The organism is Novosphingobium resinovorum (assembly GCF_036352595.1).
Classification (GTDB): domain Bacteria; phylum Pseudomonadota; class Alphaproteobacteria; order Sphingomonadales; family Sphingomonadaceae; genus Novosphingobium; species Novosphingobium resinovorum_B.
Genome location: NZ_JAZFAX010000023.1, coordinates 18,752 through 36,956 on the forward strand (window position 1 = coordinate 18,752; position 18,205 = coordinate 36,956).

Sequence of the window (18,205 nt, forward strand, 5' to 3'; positions counted from 1 at the left end):
CGCAGGGGTTTACCACCCCTGCACCCCGTATACCGTCGAGGTCACGCGCGCAGCATCGTCATCCAGGACGGTGAGGCGGGAGACAGATAAAGCCTGCGGCGCCATCTTGGCCAAGGCTGCTGCGCGCGCGGCGACGACAGTTCGGGGGTCTGGGGCGATGGCCCCAGGACTTACTTGAACTTCAACTTCTGCCCGATCTTCCCCAGACTCCGGGTGATGAAGGCATTCTCCCCCATCCAGTCGTAATATTCCCGGTACTTGGGATCTTCCGCCAGCAGGTGCGCTTCCTCAGTCCGAGCGCGCCAATAATAGATGCCGCTCACCACGCCCAGCAGTACGGTGTTGCGGATCGCGTCGGTCCATGATCCGTTCGTCACGAGGAACGGCAGCGTCGAGGTCCACCAGAACAGGTTTTTCGACAGGTACGCCGGGTGGCGGGTGAAGCGGTAGGGGCCGTTGGTCAGCACGCCGCGATAGGTCAGGTTGGAGAAGCGCAGGCCGAACGCGAAGGTCGCCCAGGCGTAGATCGCGGTCAGCACCACCATCATCGCCGCCCAGCCCCACAGCAGCACGTTGTAGGCCGCCATCCAGTGCGCCCAGCCGCCGGTGTTGACTTCGTAGCCAAGGACATTGGCATTGCCCATCGTGCCCCACACGAAAGGCGGGTAGCAGATCAGCGCCGCGACCCAGCCTGCCAGGAACGGGTTACCGCTGCGGATGTGGGCGTCGAGCGGGCGGAAGGTGAACAGGTAGCCGACGGTGCCGATCTGCACATCGATCAGGAACAGCCCTTCGATCGTCATCGAGCCGAGATCGACGGGGTTACGGGCGATCGCACCGAAGTCGGCGTTGACGATGTTGGCGAAGCCGCCGGGCAGGATCGAGATCATGAAGGCGCCGAAGAAGCCCTTGATCGCCCAGGCGCGCCAGTGCTTCTTCACCTCTTCGGCGGACCATGGCTCACGGCCGATCAGCATCGCGCCGAAGTGCCAGGAGGCGTCGCGCGGCTCGACCATGACCCGGTCGAGCCACAGCACGTAGGGCACCGAAAGCACGAACAGCGGCCCGGCGGCGACGCTCAGCACGTCCATGGCGAACAGGTACTGGCCATCCCAATACCAGCGGCAAATGAAGTAGAAGCAGGCGATGCCCGCCCAGGTCATCCACAGCCCGGTCAGCTTGGTGATCGAGATGTCGAGCGTTTCGGACAGCGGCCGGCGGCGCGACCAGTCGATGCCGGTGGAGGGACGGCGGTGGACTTTGTCGACCAGCAGCGACCATGCGGTCATGGCGCCGCCGGTGAAGAACAGCGTGGCAACCGAGGCATAAGCACCGCTCATCGGCGCACGGGGGCCTGGCAACGCGAACGTCTCGGCGATGGTGCCCCAGTTACGGCAGACCAGGATCCACGCGGCGAGCGCCACCAGGCCGGAGAGGCCGACGCCGGCGGAAATGTCGCTGGCGGGGCGGCGGGTCGAAGCGGTGTTCATGGCCGCCGGCCTAGCGGCAATTGGTTAAGGGGCGGCAAACCGTGCATGCTCTCACGCCGAAACGAAGCGACCCAGGGCAGCATCAAGCCGCCCTGGGTCGCTTTGCTTTGCTCGCGGGTGAGGAGCGAGGGGAGTTCGCCTCCCCCTCCTCACGGGCACCGTCAACGGAACGCGGTGATGCGCCCCGAATCGTCCAGCACATAGAGCGTCTGGTTGGCCACCACTGGCGCCAGCGACACCGGATCGCTGAGTTCGGTGAACGGCGTCATCGTGCCCGTGCCCGGATCAAGCGTGGCGATAAGCCCGCGGGAATTGCCGATCCACAGCTTGTTGCCGGCCAGTACCGGGCCAACCCAGAAGATCGGGTTCTTGCGCTTCTTGGCGTTCTTGTAACGCGCCAGTTCGGTCAGCCAGCGGACCTTGCCGGTGCTGCGCGCGATGGCCAGCGCCTCGGCGTGGTCGTCCAGCGTGAACACCCAGTCGCCCGCGACCGACGGCGTCGAGATGCCTGCGAGGTTGAGTTCCCAGATGCGCTGGCCGGTTACCAGTTCGTAGGCGGCCATGCGCCCGCCCTGGCCGAGTGCATAGACACGGCCGCGATCGATGATCGGATCGGCATCGACGTCGGTGAGGCTGCCCACCTCGGTCGAGATCGACGTGCGCGAGAGCGCGTCCGACCAGACCTGGCGGCCGTTCTCGTAACGATAGGCGACCAGCTCGCCCGAGGAATAACCGGCAATCACCGTGCCCTGCCCGAGCGCGGGCGAGGCGACGCCGAACACGCCCGACTGGGTCAGCGAAGCCGATTCCTGCCAGACCGTCGAGCCGTCCGCCGCGTTGAGCACGACGATCTGGTTGTCCTGGGTCATCACGAAGACCTGGTTGAACCCGACGGTCGGGGCACCGCGCAGCGGGCCGGCCGGCTTCTTGGTCCACAGCACGTTGCCATCCGCCGCGTTGACCGCCGCGACTTCGCCGAGACCGGTGGTGACGTAGAGCTTGTCGCCGTCGAAGCTGACGCCGCCGCCGAACACCGACTTGGCGTTGCTGCCGGAGACCGAGAAGCTTTTGGTCCACAGCTTGGCGCCGCTCTGCGCGTCGAACGCGTGGAGGGTGCCTTCGGTGTCGATGACGAACAGCTTGCCGCCGCCGATAACCGGCGCCGCCGCAAGGCGGGCACGGTTGGTGGAGCCGGCGACCTGCACGGTCCAGGCCTTGGTCGGATTGTCCGCCAGCGCGAGGTGACCATAGGCCTTGTTGGGGGTGTTGCCGCCCTGCGCCCAGGTCGCGTTGATCTCCGCCGGGGGCAGGATCACGGACACGGCGCCGAGCGTGGCGTCGATCTTGGCGCCGCTTTCGATGCGCGACAGGATCGGCACGCGGTTGCCCACGGTCGGGGTCTTGGCGGGGCCCTTGCCGCCGCCGAACATCTTGCAGCCGGACAGGCCGGCGACGAGCGCGAGGGCGATCAGCGGCACGACCTTCCGGGCACGCAGGGAAGTCTGTGTCGATGCTGCGTTCATGCGATGATCCTCACGAGCCGGCGCGATAACCGGAAAATCTTCTGGCGTTGTCGTCATTGTGCGGAAGCGGGTGCGGCCTTGGCCTTGCCGAGCGGTTCGCCCTTGTCGTCCACCACGTCGTCCACGGCATCGACGCCGAGCACCGCGGCAAGCTGGCGGGCGCGGCTGCGCAACCCGTCCTCGACGCCTTCGTCCTTGGCGATGGCGGCGAACAGCGGGCCGGCCTGGTCGTCCTTGCCCTGCTTGAGATAGGCCATGCCGACCAGTTCGCCGGCGACGCCGAACCAGGGGTTGCCCGGCGCGGCCATCGGCTTGAGGCGGCTGACCACGTCTTCGGGCTTCATCGCGTCGAAGTCGGCGGCGACCGCGCGCACCGAGGCGAGATCACGCAGCGCCTGCGGCGCCTTGCCGTCGGCGGCGATCTCTCCGTAGAGCTTCAGCGCGTCGGCCTTGCGGTTCTGGCGCAGCGCGATGCCCGCCAGCATCAGGCGTGCCGAGACCACGGTGGCGTCGGACGAACCCGCCGCGGCGACCGGCGCGAGCTTGCCCTTGGCGGCATCGAGGTTTTCCGACTGCAGCGCGTCGAGCGCCTGGACATAGGCCTCGGACCGCTCCTCGCGCGCCTTGGTCTGGCGGTGATCCCAGTAGATCCAGCCCGCGAAGGCGAGCAGGGCGATGACGATCACCGCGATCAGCGGCTTGCCGTAGCGGCTCATGAAGCCTTCGAGCTGATCCTGGCGCACGGCATCGTCCACCTCGCGCAGGAAGACGTCCTGCTGGGCAGCGTTGCGGGCGGCGGCGGAAGAAGTGTCGGGGGGCAGGGCCAAGATCGAGCGCTTTCTAGCGGAAAAACGGGAATGTTGCCGGGCTGTTTAGCGGATGGGCAGGGCTTTTCAACGGGGATGTCTGTAACAAGAGCGGTGCATGTCCCGGCGTGAAGCACGGCTGAATGGCCGCGTCATGGCCGCGAGCCTCAGGGAAACCGCGTCAGGCCCATTGCTCCGCCATAAGTCGAGGCATAGCTGCGAACCATCGCGTTTTCATCGTATTGCGCCTCGGCCCAGGCCTGGTTGGCGGCGCCGATCGCGGCGCGCAGCGCAGGGTTTCCGGCGAGTTCGGCCAGCGCCCGGGCCAGTGCCGCCTCATCCCCGGCAGGCGTTACGAAACTGCGGTTTTCCACCGATACCATCGCCATGACGTCCCCCACCGCCGGAGAAGCGACCGCCAGACCCGCCGCCATCGCCTCCACCACCGAGATCGGAAACTGCTCGCTGTCGGAGGACAAGGCGAAGAGATCGAACAGGCCCACCGCGCGGGAGGGGTCGGACACGAAGCCCGGCAGATGCACCCGGTCGGCGACCCCGCAGGCGCGCGCCTGCGCCTCGATCACCGCGCGTTCGGGCCCCTCGCCCAGGATCACCAGTCGCCATTCTTCCGGCAGGCCGGCGAAGGCGCGCACCAGCCGGGGCAGCTGCTTCACCGCGCGCAGGCCCGCCAGGGTGCCGATCCACTTCGCGCCTTCCGGCTTGGGCAGGCCGGGAATCGCATCGGGCGGCGGCGGATCGCGATAGGCTTCGGTGCGGATGCCGTTGATGATGAGCCGCACTTTCGCGCGCGGCTGGTGCCACGCGCCCAGCGCGATCGCCTCCAGCCGCTGCGAGGGCACCACCAGCGCGCTCGCCCCGCGCAGGGCGATGCGGCGGAACAGGTTGCGCGAAGGCTTCAGCCCGCCGGCCTCGTCCTCGTTGAAGCCGTCCTCGTGATGGACCAGCGGCGCCAGGCCGAGCACGCGGTGATAGAGCCGATGCGCCAGCACCGCGTCCATCGCCCCCCAGTTATACGTGAGGACAAGGTCGAACCCGCGCATGGCCCGGGCGATGCGCCACAGCCGCGCGGGCGTCGGGCGGCCCTGGAGGCCGGGAAAGTCCTCGGGAAAATCGACGCGCACATCCGGGCCCAGCGCCACTCTCGCCCCGTAGGCGCCCGGCTGCGCCGAGACCACAGAATGCGCGATGCCGGGGCCGAACACGCTCATCAGCCGGGCCGCGCGCAGTTCCTTGCCGCCGGCCGCGAAGCTCGAATGGAGGTGGAGCAGGCGCAAGCGATCAGGCCGTGCGCGCCAGCAACCGCTCGATCGCGGCCACCGATTCGGGCTCGTCGAGGCTCGGCGCATGGCCGATCCCTTCCAGCGTCAGCCCTTCGGCCAGCGGCGCGCGGCGCAGCATCTCGGCCAGCGTCGCGGCGGAAAGCAGGTCCGAGAGGCCACCGCGCACCACCAGCACCGGCACCGCCGCCAGGGCTGCCCACGCCCCCCACAAGTCCGGCTGGGCATTGGGATCGAAGGCGAGGAACGGCTCGGCGATCTTCATGTCGTAGTCGAAGACGACGCGGCCATTGCCGCCGACCGTCATCAGCCGCTTGGCCATGCCGATCCAGAAATCAAGCGGCTGGCCCGGAAAGGCGGAACCCTGCAAGTCCTCCAGCCCGCGCGCGGCGTGAACCCAGGTGGGCCAGCTGCGGCCCTGCCCGACATAGCCCTTGATCCGCTCCAGCCCCGCCGGCTCCAGCCGCGGGCCGACGTCGTTGACCACGGCCCCGGCGATCTTGTCCGGGATCAGCGCCGCCAGCCCCATCGCCATCAGCCCGCCGAGCGAAGTGCCGACGATCACGAAGCGCTCCAGCCCTTCCTGCTCGATCAGCGCGAGGACGTCATCGCCGTAGCGAACGGGCGTGTAGGTCTTCGAATCGCGGGCATATTCGCTGTCGCCCCGGCCGCGCAGGTCGGGACAGATCACGCGGCGCTCCCGCGCCAGGCGCGGCGCCAGCACGTCGAAATCGCGCGCATTGCGGGTCAGCCCGTGCAGACACAGCACCGGCACACGCGATTCCCCGCCCTCGGGAGCGGGATAATCGCGGAAATGAAGCTTGAGACCGTCACGGCTCGACCAGAAGCGATCTTCGAAAACCTTCATGCCGGAACGGCAACCTCCATCAACCTCCGGCTTGATCGGTTGCCGGACGGTCCCCACTTATCGCCGGATGCCCAGTGAACCGCAACCCGCCCCGTATCTTCCCGATCCCCGCATAGAGACCATCGCCGAATGGATCGGCGATCCCGTCGCCCCGGCCGCGTTCCCCCGTCACCAGTTGCGCTGGCACAACCGGCGCTGGGCCGCCGCCGTCGGCCTCGACGGTTTCGACGAAACGCGCTGGGTCCAGCATTTCGGCCAGTTCGCCCCCCTGCCCGGCAACCTGCCGCAGCCGCTGGCGCTGCGCTATCACGGCCACCAGTTCCGCACCTACAACCCCGATCTCGGCGATGGCCGTGGTTTCCTCTTCGCGCAGATGCGCGATGCCGGCGGGCGATTGCTCGATCTCGGCACCAAGGGCTCCGGGCAGACGCCGTGGAGCCGCGACGGCGACGGCCGGCTGACCCTGAAGGGCGCCGTGCGCGAGATTCTCGCCACCGAGATGCTGGAGGCGCTGGGCGTCGATACCAGCAAGACCTTCTCGGTCGTCGAGACCGGAGAGGAACTGTGGCGCGGCGACGAACCCAGCCCCACCCGCTCGGCGGTGCTGGTGCGCCTCTCGCACGGGCACATCCGCATCGGCAGCTTCCAGCGGCTCTACGCGCTGGAGGAGAAGGCGCACCTTGAGGCCCTCGTCGCCTATTGCCTCGAAACCTATCCCGGCAGCCCGCCGCCGCCCGGCGCGCCAGGGCGCGAGGAACCGGCGGTGATCCTGCTGCACCAGGTCGTCGAGCGGCTGGCCGACCTTGCCGCGTCGTGGATGGTCGCCGGATTCGTCCACGGCGTGCTCAACACCGACAACATGAACATTTCGGGCGAGAGCTTCGACTACGGCCCCTGGCGCTGGCTGCCACGCTGGGATCCGCGTTTCACCGCCGCCTACTTCGACCATTCGGGGCTCTACGCCTTCGGACGCCAGCCCGAGGCGCTGCTGTGGAACTGCGCGCAGCTGGCGCAGGCGCTCAGCATGCTGGTCGAAACCGCGCCGCTGGTCGCCGCGCTCGACCGGTTCGGGCCGCTTTACCAGCAGGCGATGGGCCGCCGTTTCACCGCCCGGCTCGGCGTCGAATCGCGGGGGCCGGAACAGGACGCCGCGCTGATTCAGGCGGCCGAGCGCGCCATGGTGGAGACCGGCCTCGCGCCCGAGCAGTTCTTTTTCCTCCACCGCGCGGCCCGCAATGCGGGCGAAGACGACTTCGGCACGCTGCTGCGTCTCCATGCCCCCACGGTGGCCGCCGACGATGCGTTCTGGCGGCAGGACGCCCCGCCCGGCGTGCTCATCGACGAGGTCGAGCGCATCTGGGCGGCCATCGACCAACACGACGACTGGAGCGAACTGCACGCCAAGGTGGAGGCGATCCGCGACCTGGGGCGGCATCTTGGCTGAACCGGGTTTAGCGGCACCGGCCCACACCCCCACCCGACCTCCCATCAAGGATGCACTAGTGGGAGGTCGGGTGGGGGTGTGGGCCGGTGCCGCTCTAAAATGCCCGGATGGGCATTTTTCGAACACGCTCTTAGCACCCCGGTAGGAATACCTGTGCCATTGAGATGAAATGTCGAACCCTATCAGCTAACGGGTTGTTAGCCGTAACGGCCCGGGACCAAGTGATTTCGTGAGCGGACAACTCGAAAGGGCCGAAACCCGGCCCGATACCAGGACGCAGATCGTCTCCTACGAGCCCGCCACGGGCGCGGAGGTCTGGCGCGGCCCCGTGGCCGACGTCGACGAGACCGTGGCCCGCGCCCGCCGTGCCTGGCCGACGTGGGCCGCGCAGCCGCTGTCCACGCGCATGGAACTGCTGCGCCGATTCGCCAACGAAGTGCGCAAGGACGCGGAGGCCCTCGCCACCACGATCGCCCGCGAAGTCGGCAAGCCCTTGTGGGAAGCCCGCGCCGAAGTCGATTCGGTGATCGGCAAGGTCGAAGTCTCGATCCGCGCCTATGCCGAGCGGACCGCGCAGCGAAAGCTCGATTCGGCGCTGCAGGGGGTCATGGCGGTGCGCCACAAGCCGCATGGCGTGCTGGTGGTGCTCAGTCCGTTCAACTATCCCGCCCACCTCGCCAACGCCCATATCGTGCCGGCGCTGATCGCCGGCAACGCGGTGATCTTCAAGCCGAGCGAGCGCGCGCCCGCCACCGGCGAGATGCTGGCGCGCTGCTTCCATCGCGCCGGGATTCCAGTAGCGGTGATGCAGTTCGCCCCGGGCGGCCCGGCCGAAGGCGCCGCCTATGTCGCGCACGAGGGTATCGACGGCGTGCTGTTCACCGGCTCGGCGACGAACGGCATCGCGATCAACCGCCGCCTTGCCGGTCGGCCCGACCGCATGGTGGCGCTGGAGATGGGCGGCAACAACGCGATGGTCGTGTGGGACACCCCGAAGCTGACCGACGCGGCGGCGATCGTCGTGCAGTCCGCCTTCGCCACCAGCGGCCAGCGCTGCACCGCCGCGCGCCGGCTGATCGTCAGGGACACGATGTACGACGCGCTGATGGCCGAAGTGAAGGCGCTGGCCGACCGCCTGATCGTCGGCGCCCCGTTCGACGAGCCGGCCCCGTTCATGGGCCCGGTCATCGACAACGCCGCCGCCGACGGGCTGACCGAAAGCTTCCTCTACCTGCTCAGTCACGGCGGCCGCGCGATCAAGCACCTCGTCCGACCCGACGACACGCTGCCGTTCCTCAGCCCCGCCATCATCGACGTGACGGCGATGCGCGAGCGGCCGGACGTCGAACTGTTCGGACCGGTGCTGCAGGTGATCCGGGTGTCCGACTTCGACCAGGCGATCGCCGAGGCCAACGCCTCGCGCTACGGCCTCGCGGCGTCGCTGGTGGGCGGCAGCCCGCAGGAATACAACCGCTTCTGGGCCAACGTGCGCGCCGGGATCGTCAACTGGAACCGGCCGACCATCGGGCCGAGCCACGCGGCGCCGATGGGCGGCGTCGGGCTTTCGGGCAACCACCGCCCGACCGGGTTCTACGCGGCGGACTACTGCGCCTATCCGGTCGCCTCGGGAGAGATGGAACAGCCGCGCGCGGTGATCGGGGTAGGGTTGCGGTAGCCGCCCGCCCGCAAGGGCGGGACGGCATCACTTCCCGCTGGCGACCAGGTCCACTTCGGTCAGTCCGTTGTCCAGCTTGCGCGCATAGACCACGTAGGCCTTGCCGCCCTTGCGCCCGCCCAGCACGCTGTCGCCGCCATCGACCTTGTATTCGGCGCCGTAACCCGCAGCCAGCGCCTTGGTGTAGTAGAAGCTGACGATGTCGTTGACGCTGACCGGGGTGGCGAAGTTGACCACGCGCAGCGCACAGCCCTGCCCGTCGATCCCCGCCGCTTCCTGCACCGCACCGCGCGGATAGACCGGCAGTTCGGCCGGCAGCTTGGCCGCCCAGGTATTCGAATACTGCACCCTGGCCGAGCAGTCCGCCTTGGCGACCTTGGCCTCGGCGGCGACTTGCGCGGCGGTGGCGGCGCTCTGCGCCAGCGCGGCGGCGCCGCCCTGCGCCGGGCTGGGTGCGGGCTTGAGTGCACCGCCGACGAGCTGCACCGCCTGCTTCTTGGCGGCGGCGATGGCTTCGGGGGTGCGATCCTGCGGCGGTACCGTGACCTGCCGCCCGTCGGCCGATACCGCCGCGCCCTGCTCTCCGGCCATCTCGGGATCGACCATGATCTGATCGCCCAGGGCGCCGTTCAGTGCCGGGTCGGTGTCGGCCGGGTCGGGCTGCTTGTCGCTCGAACCGCAGCCCGCGAGCATCAGGCTGGATGCCATCGTCAGCGCGGCGATCTTCAGCAAAGCGGGGCTGGCGGCAGTCTTCATCGTCGTGTTCCTTCGTCGGCCCTGTCCGGCACCGTGGCCAGCCCTAGCGGCAATGTCGTTAGGAAAACGCGAAAACGCACGAAGGTGCCAGAGGGTCGAATCCCCTCGTCCCATTTCGGGATGGTCGCGGCCCCTCCTCTTACGACCGCTTCGCTTACGGCAACGAGGGCGCCCGCGAGATGCGGACGCCCTCCCGCCCGAAACCGGGCGGTTCCCCCGCAAGTCGCCGTACATGCGGGGAAAACTGTCTTTTCGAAGCTTAGCGGCAGCGCGATCCGCCGCGATCGACCTCACGGCCCAGCAGGGCGCCGGCGACACCGCCGATCAGAGTGCCGGCGGTACGGTCGCGGCCACCGTCGATGCCGCGGCCCAACAGGGCGCCCGCTGCGCCGCCGATCAGGAGGCCGGTGGTGCCATTGCTGCGACGGCAGTAGTAACGGCCGTCGTTGCCGCGCCACGAACTGGGGCGATAGTCGCGGCGGTCATACCGATCCCGGCGATCGTAGCGATCGCGGTTGCCGTAGCCCCGGCGATAATCCTCACGCGAATAGCGATAGCGGTCGCGGCCATAGTCGGAAGCCTGCTCGCCGGGCGCGGTGAAGCCGCTGGTGGCGGCGGGAGCGTACGTGCCGACGGCAGCCGAAGCAGGCAGCGCGGTGGCAAGGCTGGCGGCAGCGGCGGCGATGGCCGAGGCCTTGAAGAATGCGTTCATCTCAACTCTCCTCTTCCAGGAAGCGAACCGGCCATCCGAGTCGATCCGCCTGACGCATTCATCTTTAGGCGACTTATCCTGAACAACCCGCAACGCGCCTGTCAGAATTCGGATATGCGATAAAGCGAGTTCGCAGGGGCGACGGGGCGAGCGATTGCCCTCGATAAGGCACCCCTATAAGGGCCACCTCAGGCGACCTGCCCCCCCGGTCGCCGGGAGAGACGTTCAGAAATGTCCGATACCGCCTTGCAGCAACGCCCGAATTCTTCCGGCTCCGTCATTCTGCCCGGCCTGCTGCCGGCGATCGGGGCCTACGGCATCTGGAGCCTGTTCCCGCTCTACTTCGCGCTGCTCCACGCGGTATCCCCGTTCGAGGTGGTGGGCTGGCGGCTGATGTGCACGCTGCCGATCTGCCTCGTGGCGGTCGCCGCGCTGCGCCAGGGCGCTGCACTGCGCGCGGCGCTGACCGACAGGCGGCTGCTCGGCGCGCTGACGCTGAGCGGGTTCCTGATCGGCGCCAACTGGCTGATCTACATTCTCGCGGTGATGCACGGCCACGTCCTTGCCGCCAGCCTGGGCTATTACATCAACCCGCTGGTGAACGTGCTGGCGGCGACGATCTTCCTGAAGGAGAAGCTGACCGGGCGGCAGTGGATCGCGGTGGCTCTCGCCGCGATCGGGGTGGCGCTGCTGGCGAAGGGGGCGCTCGACACGCTGTGGCTGAGCATGGCGCTGGCGCTGACGTTCGCCGCCTACGGACTGACCCGCAAGCTGGCGCCGGTAGACCCGCTGCCGGGGCTGACCATCGAGACGATCGTGCTGTTCGTGCCGGCGCTGGGCCTCATGGGCTGGCAGCTGCAGCGCCCCGAAGGCCTGGTGATGGGATCGGCACCGGGCATCAGCCTGCTGCTGCTGTGCACCGGCCCGCTGACGGCGATCCCGCTGATGCTGTTCGCTTCCGCAGCGCGCAAGCTGCCGTTTTCGATCCTGGGCTTCGTGCAGTTCCTGACGCCCACGGTCCTGTTCCTGATAAGCGTCTTCGTGTTCGACGAGCCGATCAAACCGGTGCACTTCGTCTGCTTCGGCTTCATCTGGACCGCGATCGCAGTGTTCTGCTGGGATATCGTGTCGCGGCGCGCAGCCCGATGAGGCGTCGTCCCGGACGCGTTCCGGGACGACTGCGGCAGCCTTACAGAGCCCCGGCGAACCGCAGCGCCTCGCCCTGCGCCTGGTTGGCGAGTTCGCCTTCCCACATCGCCGCATGGCCGCGCACGATGGTGCCGACGACGCGGCCTTCCAGTTCCATGCCGGCGAACGGCGTCCACCCGCAGCGGCTCTCACCCCATTCCTCGGTCACGGTGAAAGTGCCCTTGCGATCGACCACGGTGAAGTCGGCGTCGTAGCCCACCGCGATGCGCCCCTTGCCGACGAGGCCGAACACGCGCTGCACCCCGCTGGAGGTCATGTCGATCAGCCGTTCCAGCGTCAGCCGGCCCTTGGCGACGTGGTCCAGCATCAGCGGCAGCAGCGTCTGCACGCCCGGCATGCCCGAGGGGCTGGCCGGATATGTCTTGGCCTTTTCCTCGCGCGTGTGCGGCGCGTGGTCGGAGCCGATCACGTCGGGCACGCCCGCACGCAGCCAGTGCCACAGCCCGTCGCGGTGCGCGGCCGAGCGGATCGGCGGGTTCATCTGCGCGAACGTGCCGATCGCAGGATAGGCTTCCTCGGCCGCCAGCGTCAGGTGCTGCGGCGTCACCTCGCAGGTCGCCACGTCGCGGTGCTGGGCGATCAACTCCAGTTCGGCCGGGGTGGTGATGTGCAGGATGTGGATCGGGCGGCGCGCCTCGCGGGCAAGCCGCAGGATGCGCCTGGTCGCCAGCATCGCGCTCTCGTCGTCGCGCCAGACCGGATGGCTGGAGGGATCGCCCTCGACCCGCAGATCCTTGCGCGCGTTCATTCGCGCCTCGTCCTCGGCATGGATGGCGACGCGGCGGCGGCCATGCGCCAGCACGCGGGCAAGCTGCTCGTCCTCGGCCACCAGCAGGCTGCCGGTCGAGGCGCCCATGAAGATCTTGACGCCTGCGGTGCCCGGGATGCGCTCCAGCTCGGCGAGTTCCACCGCGTTGTCGGCAGTGGCACCGACATAGAACGCGTGATCGCAGAACATGCGGTGGCGCGCGCGGCGCAGCTTGTCGAGCACGCGATCTTCGGTGTCGGTGTTGGGGTTGGTGTTGGGCATCTCGAAGACCGCGGTGATGCCGCCCATCACCGCCGCGCGGCTGCCGGTCTCGAGGTCTTCCTTGTGCTCCAGCCCCGGCTCGCGGAAGTGGACCTGGCTGTCGATGACGCCGGGCAGCACGTCGAGCCCGGTGCAGTCGATCCGCCGCGCCGCATCGGGGTAGGAACCGACGCCCACGATCCTGCCGTCACGCACCGCCACGTCGGCGACGACCGGGCCGCTCGGCGTATGGACGGTGCCGCCGGAAAGCACGAGTTCGGGTGCGGGTGCGCTCATCGGGACGGCCTTTCCTTGGGGGACTTCACGGATCACGCCGACCTAGGCGCCTCGCGCGGTGCTTTCAAGCGTCTCTCAGGCAAGCGCTCTCAGTCCGCCCTGCCCTTGCGCAGCAGCGCCTGCACGAAAGCGTCGAGATCATCGACGTCGACGTCGAGCACCTCGTTCCAGTCCTCCAGCACGGCGACGATGTCCTCGCGGGTATAGGCGGGCGCGGCGGCATGCGGCACCTTGGGCGGGCGGTGCGGCCAGGAATGGCCGGTGAGGTTGTTGTAGAGCCAGCCGAAGCCGCACAACAGCAGCACGTTGGCGCTGATCGGCAGCAGCCACGTCCAGTCCCATGGCACTTCGCCGGTGGCGCCCAGTGCGAACAGCAGCGCGCTCGCCCCGCCCGGCGGGTGCAGGCTTCGCGTCAGGGCCATGACCGCGATGGCCAGCCCCACCGCGACGAAGGCGGACAGCCACGGATCGCCGAGCAGATGGCCGACGAGGAGGCCGACGCCGCCCGACAGCAGGTCTCCGCCGATCACCGCCCAGGGCTGCGCCAGCGGACTCGCGGGCACGCAGAACACCAGCACCGCCGAGGCGCCCAGCGGCGCGACGAGGAAGGGCAGCATCCGCGCATGGTCGCCTGGATAGAGATGCAGCGCATACCAGGTGACGATCCCGGCAAGGGCGATGCCGAGCGCCGCGCCGATCGCGCCCCGCGCCCACCCCAGATGCCCCAGGGCATGAATGCGCCAGTTTTCCCGAACTGCCTGCAACACCGTCGTCTTGTTCCGCTTCTTGCCGACATCGGCGCTGGCGCGCGATGAGATGGCATTGAACCACCATCCGGTGTAAAATCTTCGGGGTCTATGGCGCAGGAATGCGAACATGGCGAGACGAGCCTTGCCTCACCACCGGAAAGCCCAGCTTTTCAGAACTTCAGCTTGTAGCGCACCATCGCCCGGTTGCTGACCTGGCCCCCGCCCAGCGTCGCCGATTCCAGCTCGACCCCCAGCGAGGAATTCTCGCCCAGCCCCACCTCGGCGCGCGGCAGGCCCTCTTCGGTCTCGTACATGTCGGGCAACGGGCGCAGGCGTTCCTTTTCGGGGTTCTGCGCGCAGACGACGATTTCTCCCGCCCGGCCGACCGGACAGCGCGGCTTCACCACGCGCAAGTCGGGCCCGCCGTCCTGCGCCAGTTGCGCAAGGTCGAAGGCGGGCGCCTCGATGGCAGGCGGCTGCGCAGGGAGGTCGGCGAGGGGCATGGACGCAACAAGGCCATGCAATCAAGGCGGATTCATGGCGGGAAGGCCCACCCCTCTCCCACGAGAGAAGGGGTGGGCCAATCCCGGATCAGGCGAACTTGCCGGCGCGGGCGATCTCGGCCAGCGGCTTGCGGTTGCTGGCGACTTCGCGCTCCTGCAGGAATTCCGGCAGCGAGGCCTTGTCGCCCTGCTTGCCGAGCGCGAAGGCGGCTTCGAGGCGATAGTCGTCCGGAATGCCGAGCGCGGCTTCGGCCTCGCCGAACTTCAGGCCGGTCATGCCGTGGGTGTGATAGCCCAGCGCCTGCGCCTGGATCGCGGCCAGCGCCCAGGCGGCACCGGCGTCGAAGCTGTGGCTGTGGTTGTCCGTATTGCCCTTGTCCGAACGCATGAACTTGTCGGAAACGACGAAGACGAGCGCCGAGGCTTCCTTGGCCCAGCCCTGGTTGAAATCGATGAGCTGCGACAGCAGCAGATCCCAGTTGGCATCGCCCTTCTTCGCGTAAAGGAACGTCCAGGGCTGCACGTTGTAGGCCGAAGGGGCCCAGCCGCCGGCTTCGAGGATCGCGTCGAGGTCTTCCTGCGGGATTGCGCTGCCATCGAAGGCGCGCGGGCTCCAGCGGTCGACGATAAGCTTCTCGATCTTGGGATTGGCGATACGTCCGGTCATCGAAACTGTCCTTAACTGCTCAGGTTTTTGGGAGAATGCGCAAGCAGGAGGGCGCCTCTCGCGAGTCGCCCTCCTGCCCTATGTCAGGCCGCGTCGACGAGCACCAGTTCGGCATCCTCAAGAGCCGTCACGGAAAACTCATCGAGCCCGGTGATGGCGACGCCGTCGCGGGCATTGGCCTCCACGTCGCCGATCCGGATGCGGCCGGTGGCGGGGACGAGGTAGCTGTGGCGGCCGGCGTCGGTGGCGTAAGTCACCGTGTCGCCCGCCTTCACCGTGGCCCCCAGCACGCGGGCCTCGGCATTGATGCGCAGCACGTCGTCGTCACCGGCGATGCCGCTCGCCAGGGTCACGAACTGTCCGGCGCGGTCCTCCTTGGGGAAGGGACGCGCACCCCAGCTGGGCTGCTCGCCGCGACGGTCGGGCATGATCCAGATCTGGAACAGCGTGGTGTCCTCGTCCTCGAGGTTGTATTCCGAGTGCGTGATACCGGTGCCCGCGCTCATCACCTGGACGTCGCCCGCTTCGGTACGGCCAACGTTGCCCAGGTTGTCGCGGTGGGTGATCGCGCCCTTGCGGACATAAGTGACGATTTCCATGTCGCGGTGCGGATGCGGCGGAAAGCCGGTCTTCGCGGCGATCGTGTCGTCGTTCCACACGCGCAGGCGGCCCCAGTTGGTGCGTGCCGGATCGTGATAGTCGGCGAACGAGAAGTGATGGTGCGCATCCAGCCAGCCGTGGTTGGCGGAGCCGATGCTGTCGAAGGGGCGCAGTTCGATCATGGTGGGTACTCCTTGGTATGGCTTGCCGGTCAGCCGGTGACCGTGTCGAAGACCCATCTAGGCCTTGCGCCCCTATCGCGAAATTGTGATAAACTCGGGCGAGTTGTTCAGGAAAGTTGAATGGTAGATATCGTCCCGCCCAGTCTGGATCACCTGCGCTGCTTCCTTGCGGTGGTCGAGGAAGGCAGCTTCAATGCCGCCGCGCGCCGTCTCGGACGGGCGATCTCGGTGGTCAGCTACGCCATCGCGCAATTGGAAACCCAGCTCGACGTCCGCCTGTTCGACCGCGAGGGATCGCGCAAGCCGCAGCTGACCGAGGCAGGCCGCGCACTGTTATCCGAAGTCCATGCGATCTCGGACGACGTCGACGCCCTGCTCGCCAAGGTACGCAGCCTGAGGCAGGGGTTGGAGGCGGAGCTGTCGCTGGCGATCGACGTGATGGTGCCCGGCAACGTGCTGGCGCGGCTGCTGCGCGATTTCCAGGCCCGTTTTCCCACGGTGCCACTGCGTCTCCATGTCGAGGCGCTCGGCGCGGTGGCGGCGCTGGTGCTGGACGGGCGCGCGACGTTCGGCATCGCCGGCCCGGACATCAAGGACTTGCCCGAACTGGAACGCGAGATGATCGGATCGGTGGAGATGGTCCCTGTCGCCGCGCCCGGCCATCCGCTGGGCCAGGCCGCAAGAATCGTACCGGGAGAGACGCGCAAGCACCTGCAACTGGTGCTGACCGACCGCTCGCCGCTGACCGAGGGCAGCGACTTCTCGGTATTCAGCCCGCGCTCGTGGCGGCTGGCGGATCTCGGCGCCAAGCATGCGCTGCTCAAGGAAGGGATCGGCTGGGGCTCGATGCCGCGCCATGTGGTGAAGGACGACCTCGCTTCGGGTGCGCTGGTCGAACTGAAACTGCCCGAACGGCCGACGCTGGACTACGGGCTGGTCGCCCTCTGGCGCAAGGACAGCCCCCCCGGTCCGGCCGCCTGCTGGGTGCTCGACGAACTGCGCGAGCGGCTGGCGAAATGCCCGGCGAACTCCTGAAGCTCTTGCCGTCATACCCACCCTGCCCCACTTAACGCGCATGACCGCAACCCGCCTGTTCGACCGTGCCGTGATCCGGCTTTCCCCTCGCCCCGATTCGACCGAAGACGTCGCCGGCTTCCTGCAGGGGCTGGTCACTTCCGACGTCGCCGGGGCGCTGCCCGTCTGGACCGCGCTGCTGACACCACAGGGCAAGGCCCTGTTCGACTTCCTCGTCTGGCCGACCGGCCACGGGCTGCTGATCGACTGCGAGGCGCAGGTCGCCGATGCACTGGTCAAGCGGCTGTCGATGTACCGCCTGCGCAAGGCCATCGACATCGCCCGCGACGACCGCGTCGCGGTCCACTGGCGCCCGCATACCGGCGACGGCGCCCCGGCCGACCCGCGCCTCCATGCACTGGGCGAACGCTGGATCGCCGCGATCGATGCGACCGATCCCGAAGATGCCGAGACCGGCGCCGATGCGGCCTGGCGCAGCCACCGCCTGGCCCTCGGCGTCCCCGAAGGCCGCGCCGAACTGGGCGACGGCGAGACGCTCTGGCTCGAATGCAACGCGGTCGAACTGAACGGCGTGAGCTTCACCAAGGGCTGCTACGTCGGGCAGGAGAACACCGCGCGCATGAACTGGCGCCAGAAGGTCAACCGCCGGCTGGTGGTGGTGCCGCTGGACCGCTCGGACGAAAAGCGCCGCCGCGCCGCCTACCCCGAACTGGGGCTGGCGGTGGACTATCTGCGCGTGGACGACATCGCCGCCGATCTCGTCCCGGCGTGGCTGGTGGAGAAGGCCTGAGGGCTTCCCCTCAGGCGGCCCCTGCCATCTCCACGCGCGGACTGCAGCGCCGTTCCAGTTCCGCGACGTAGATGCGCACCGCGTATTCCATCGCCCGCGAGGCGCTGTAGCGCGAACGCACTTGGCCGGTGTCGCGGAAGCCTACGCTTTCGAGCACTTCATGCGTGCCGATGCTGTCGGCGAAGTGGCTGGCCACCACGCGCATGTGACCCAGCGAGCGCGCCTGGCGCACCACGGCGCTCAGCGCCTCGCGCGCGAAGCCGCGACCCCGGTGCCTTGCGGCGATCCAGTAGCCGACCTCGACCTCCTCATCGAGCCGGCCCAGCCCTATACTTCCGACCAGTTGCGCACCGCCCGGCGCGCGCAGATACATGAAGAAGTGCGGCAGGCGCGGATCGCGCGGCCGGTCGAGATAGACGCGCAAGTCGTCGCGCGTGCGCGGCAACGGTGCGATACCGACGCCGCGCTGGACGTCATCGTCAGCCAGTGCCTCGACGACATCGTCGAAGTCCTCCGGCCAGGCCGGTCTCAGGAACAGTCTCTCCGTGCGGACGAACATACTGTGGTTCTCCGTCATTTTTATTTTATCGCG

At 68.3% G+C, this 18,205-nt stretch carries 18 protein-coding genes; 5 read left to right on the forward strand and 13 right to left on the reverse strand.

Annotated features, from left to right (window positions below; translation table 11 throughout):
* Positions 1 to 170: 170 nt before the first annotated feature.
* From V2S85_RS19000 to V2S85_RS19020, 5 genes are all read right to left on the reverse strand, one after another.
* Positions 171 to 1,490 carry a methyltransferase family protein gene (locus V2S85_RS19000; RefSeq protein ID WP_330704390.1) on the reverse strand — a complete coding sequence of 440 codons (1,320 nt, stop codon included), beginning with the start codon at positions 1,488 to 1,490 and terminating at the stop codon, positions 171 to 173.
* A gap of 161 nt (positions 1,491 to 1,651) precedes the next feature.
* Complete coding sequence (locus tag V2S85_RS19005; protein WP_330704391.1) at positions 1,652 to 3,013, reverse strand: PQQ-binding-like beta-propeller repeat protein; 1,362 nt, start codon at positions 3,011 to 3,013, stop codon at positions 1,652 to 1,654.
* A gap of 53 nt (positions 3,014 to 3,066) precedes the next feature.
* Positions 3,067 to 3,840: a tetratricopeptide repeat protein gene (locus V2S85_RS19010; protein WP_330704392.1), complete on the reverse strand. Its 774-nt coding sequence runs from the start codon at positions 3,838 to 3,840 to the stop codon at positions 3,067 to 3,069.
* 146 nt (positions 3,841 to 3,986) lie between these two features.
* The gene (locus V2S85_RS19015; RefSeq protein WP_330704393.1) at positions 3,987 to 5,114 is read right to left on the reverse strand and encodes a glycosyltransferase; all 1,128 of its coding nucleotides are present in this window, start codon (positions 5,112 to 5,114) and stop codon (positions 3,987 to 3,989) included.
* A gap of 4 nt (positions 5,115 to 5,118) precedes the next feature.
* Positions 5,119 to 5,985 (reverse strand): alpha/beta hydrolase, encoded by an 867-nt coding sequence (locus tag V2S85_RS19020; RefSeq protein WP_330704394.1) that lies wholly within the window; start codon positions 5,983 to 5,985, stop codon positions 5,119 to 5,121.
* Positions 5,986 to 6,052: 67 nt separating this feature from the next.
* On the opposite strand from V2S85_RS19020, the gene V2S85_RS19025 reads away from it, so the two are divergent.
* On the forward strand, positions 6,053 to 7,429 hold the full coding sequence (locus V2S85_RS19025) for a protein adenylyltransferase SelO (RefSeq protein ID WP_330704395.1): 1,377 nt from the start codon (positions 6,053 to 6,055) through the stop codon (positions 7,427 to 7,429).
* Positions 7,430 to 7,658: 229 nt separating this feature from the next.
* Positions 7,659 to 9,104 carry a succinylglutamate-semialdehyde dehydrogenase gene (locus V2S85_RS19030; RefSeq protein ID WP_330704396.1) on the forward strand — a complete coding sequence of 482 codons (1,446 nt, stop codon included), beginning with the start codon at positions 7,659 to 7,661 and terminating at the stop codon, positions 9,102 to 9,104.
* A gap of 27 nt (positions 9,105 to 9,131) precedes the next feature.
* On the opposite strand, the gene V2S85_RS19035 is transcribed toward V2S85_RS19030, so the two are convergent.
* Both V2S85_RS19035 and V2S85_RS19040 read right to left on the reverse strand, forming a co-directional pair.
* Positions 9,132 to 9,860, reverse strand: a complete 729-nt coding sequence (locus tag V2S85_RS19035) for a hypothetical protein (protein ID WP_330704397.1) — start codon at positions 9,858 to 9,860, stop codon at positions 9,132 to 9,134.
* Positions 9,861 to 10,119: 259 nt separating this feature from the next.
* Complete coding sequence (locus V2S85_RS19040; RefSeq protein WP_330704398.1) at positions 10,120 to 10,572, reverse strand: glycine zipper 2TM domain-containing protein; 453 nt, start codon at positions 10,570 to 10,572, stop codon at positions 10,120 to 10,122.
* Positions 10,573 to 10,803: 231 nt separating this feature from the next.
* On the opposite strand from V2S85_RS19040, the gene rarD reads away from it, so the two are divergent.
* Positions 10,804 to 11,721, forward strand: coding sequence for an EamA family transporter RarD (rarD, locus tag V2S85_RS19045; protein ID WP_330704399.1), 918 nt, complete (start codon positions 10,804 to 10,806; stop codon positions 11,719 to 11,721).
* Positions 11,722 to 11,761: 40 nt separating this feature from the next.
* Here the strand turns inward: rarD and V2S85_RS19050 are convergent, their stop codons facing one another.
* The 5 genes from V2S85_RS19050 to V2S85_RS19070 form a co-directional block, all read right to left on the reverse strand.
* Positions 11,762 to 13,087, reverse strand: coding sequence for a dihydroorotase (locus tag V2S85_RS19050; protein WP_330704400.1), 1,326 nt, complete (start codon positions 13,085 to 13,087; stop codon positions 11,762 to 11,764).
* A gap of 89 nt (positions 13,088 to 13,176) precedes the next feature.
* Positions 13,177 to 13,965, reverse strand: coding sequence for an HPP family protein (locus tag V2S85_RS19055; RefSeq protein ID WP_330704401.1), 789 nt, complete (start codon positions 13,963 to 13,965; stop codon positions 13,177 to 13,179).
* Positions 13,966 to 14,006: 41 nt separating this feature from the next.
* Positions 14,007 to 14,339, reverse strand: coding sequence for a hypothetical protein (locus V2S85_RS19060; RefSeq protein WP_330704402.1), 333 nt, complete (start codon positions 14,337 to 14,339; stop codon positions 14,007 to 14,009).
* Positions 14,340 to 14,427: 88 nt separating this feature from the next.
* Entirely contained in the window at positions 14,428 to 15,006 is a 579-nt protein-coding gene (locus V2S85_RS19065) for a nitroreductase family protein (RefSeq protein WP_330704403.1), read from the reverse strand.
* A gap of 83 nt (positions 15,007 to 15,089) precedes the next feature.
* Positions 15,090 to 15,788 carry a pirin family protein gene (locus tag V2S85_RS19070; RefSeq protein WP_330704404.1) on the reverse strand — a complete coding sequence of 233 codons (699 nt, stop codon included), beginning with the start codon at positions 15,786 to 15,788 and terminating at the stop codon, positions 15,090 to 15,092.
* Positions 15,789 to 15,908: 120 nt separating this feature from the next.
* On the opposite strand from V2S85_RS19070, the gene V2S85_RS19075 reads away from it, so the two are divergent.
* The gene (locus tag V2S85_RS19075; protein ID WP_330704405.1) at positions 15,909 to 16,823 is read left to right on the forward strand and encodes a LysR family transcriptional regulator; all 915 of its coding nucleotides are present in this window, start codon (positions 15,909 to 15,911) and stop codon (positions 16,821 to 16,823) included.
* Positions 16,824 to 16,863: 40 nt separating this feature from the next.
* Complete coding sequence (locus V2S85_RS19080; protein WP_330704406.1) at positions 16,864 to 17,613, forward strand: folate-binding protein; 750 nt, start codon at positions 16,864 to 16,866, stop codon at positions 17,611 to 17,613.
* A 10-nt stretch (positions 17,614 to 17,623) separates the two neighbouring features.
* Here the strand turns inward: V2S85_RS19080 and V2S85_RS19085 are convergent, their stop codons facing one another.
* A complete protein-coding gene (locus V2S85_RS19085; protein ID WP_330704407.1) occupies positions 17,624 to 18,172 on the reverse strand; it encodes a GNAT family N-acetyltransferase in 549 nt (182 codons plus the stop codon).
* Positions 18,173 to 18,205: the final 33 nt, after the last annotated feature.

Bases quoted from the DNA above. Each gene is read 5' to 3' on its own strand.
- V2S85_RS19000 (WP_330704390.1), bottom strand. From the start codon at position 1,490: ATGAACACCGCTTCGACCCGCCGCCCCGCCAGCGACATTTCCGCCGGC.
- V2S85_RS19005 (WP_330704391.1), bottom strand. From the start codon at position 3,013: ATGAACGCAGCATCGACACAGACTTCCCTGCGTGCCCGGAAGGTCGTG.
- V2S85_RS19020 (WP_330704394.1), bottom strand. From the start codon at position 5,985: ATGAAGGTTTTCGAAGATCGCTTCTGGTCGAGCCGTGACGGTCTCAAG.
- V2S85_RS19025 (WP_330704395.1), top strand. From the start codon at position 6,053: ATGCCCAGTGAACCGCAACCCGCCCCGTATCTTCCCGATCCCCGCATA.
- V2S85_RS19035 (WP_330704397.1), bottom strand. From the start codon at position 9,860: ATGAAGACTGCCGCCAGCCCCGCTTTGCTGAAGATCGCCGCGCTGACG.
- V2S85_RS19040 (WP_330704398.1), bottom strand. From the start codon at position 10,572: ATGAACGCATTCTTCAAGGCCTCGGCCATCGCCGCCGCTGCCGCCAGC.
- rarD (WP_330704399.1), top strand. From the start codon at position 10,804: ATGTCCGATACCGCCTTGCAGCAACGCCCGAATTCTTCCGGCTCCGTC.
- V2S85_RS19050 (WP_330704400.1), bottom strand. From the start codon at position 13,087: ATGAGCGCACCCGCACCCGAACTCGTGCTTTCCGGCGGCACCGTCCAT.
- V2S85_RS19055 (WP_330704401.1), bottom strand. From the start codon at position 13,965: ATGTTCGCATTCCTGCGCCATAGACCCCGAAGATTTTACACCGGATGG.
- V2S85_RS19060 (WP_330704402.1), bottom strand. From the start codon at position 14,339: ATGCCCCTCGCCGACCTCCCTGCGCAGCCGCCTGCCATCGAGGCGCCC.
- V2S85_RS19065 (WP_330704403.1), bottom strand. From the start codon at position 15,006: ATGACCGGACGTATCGCCAATCCCAAGATCGAGAAGCTTATCGTCGAC.
- V2S85_RS19070 (WP_330704404.1), bottom strand. From the start codon at position 15,788: ATGATCGAACTGCGCCCCTTCGACAGCATCGGCTCCGCCAACCACGGC.
- V2S85_RS19075 (WP_330704405.1), top strand. From the start codon at position 15,909: ATGGTAGATATCGTCCCGCCCAGTCTGGATCACCTGCGCTGCTTCCTT.
- V2S85_RS19080 (WP_330704406.1), top strand. From the start codon at position 16,864: ATGACCGCAACCCGCCTGTTCGACCGTGCCGTGATCCGGCTTTCCCCT.
- V2S85_RS19085 (WP_330704407.1), bottom strand. From the start codon at position 18,172: ATGTTCGTCCGCACGGAGAGACTGTTCCTGAGACCGGCCTGGCCGGAG.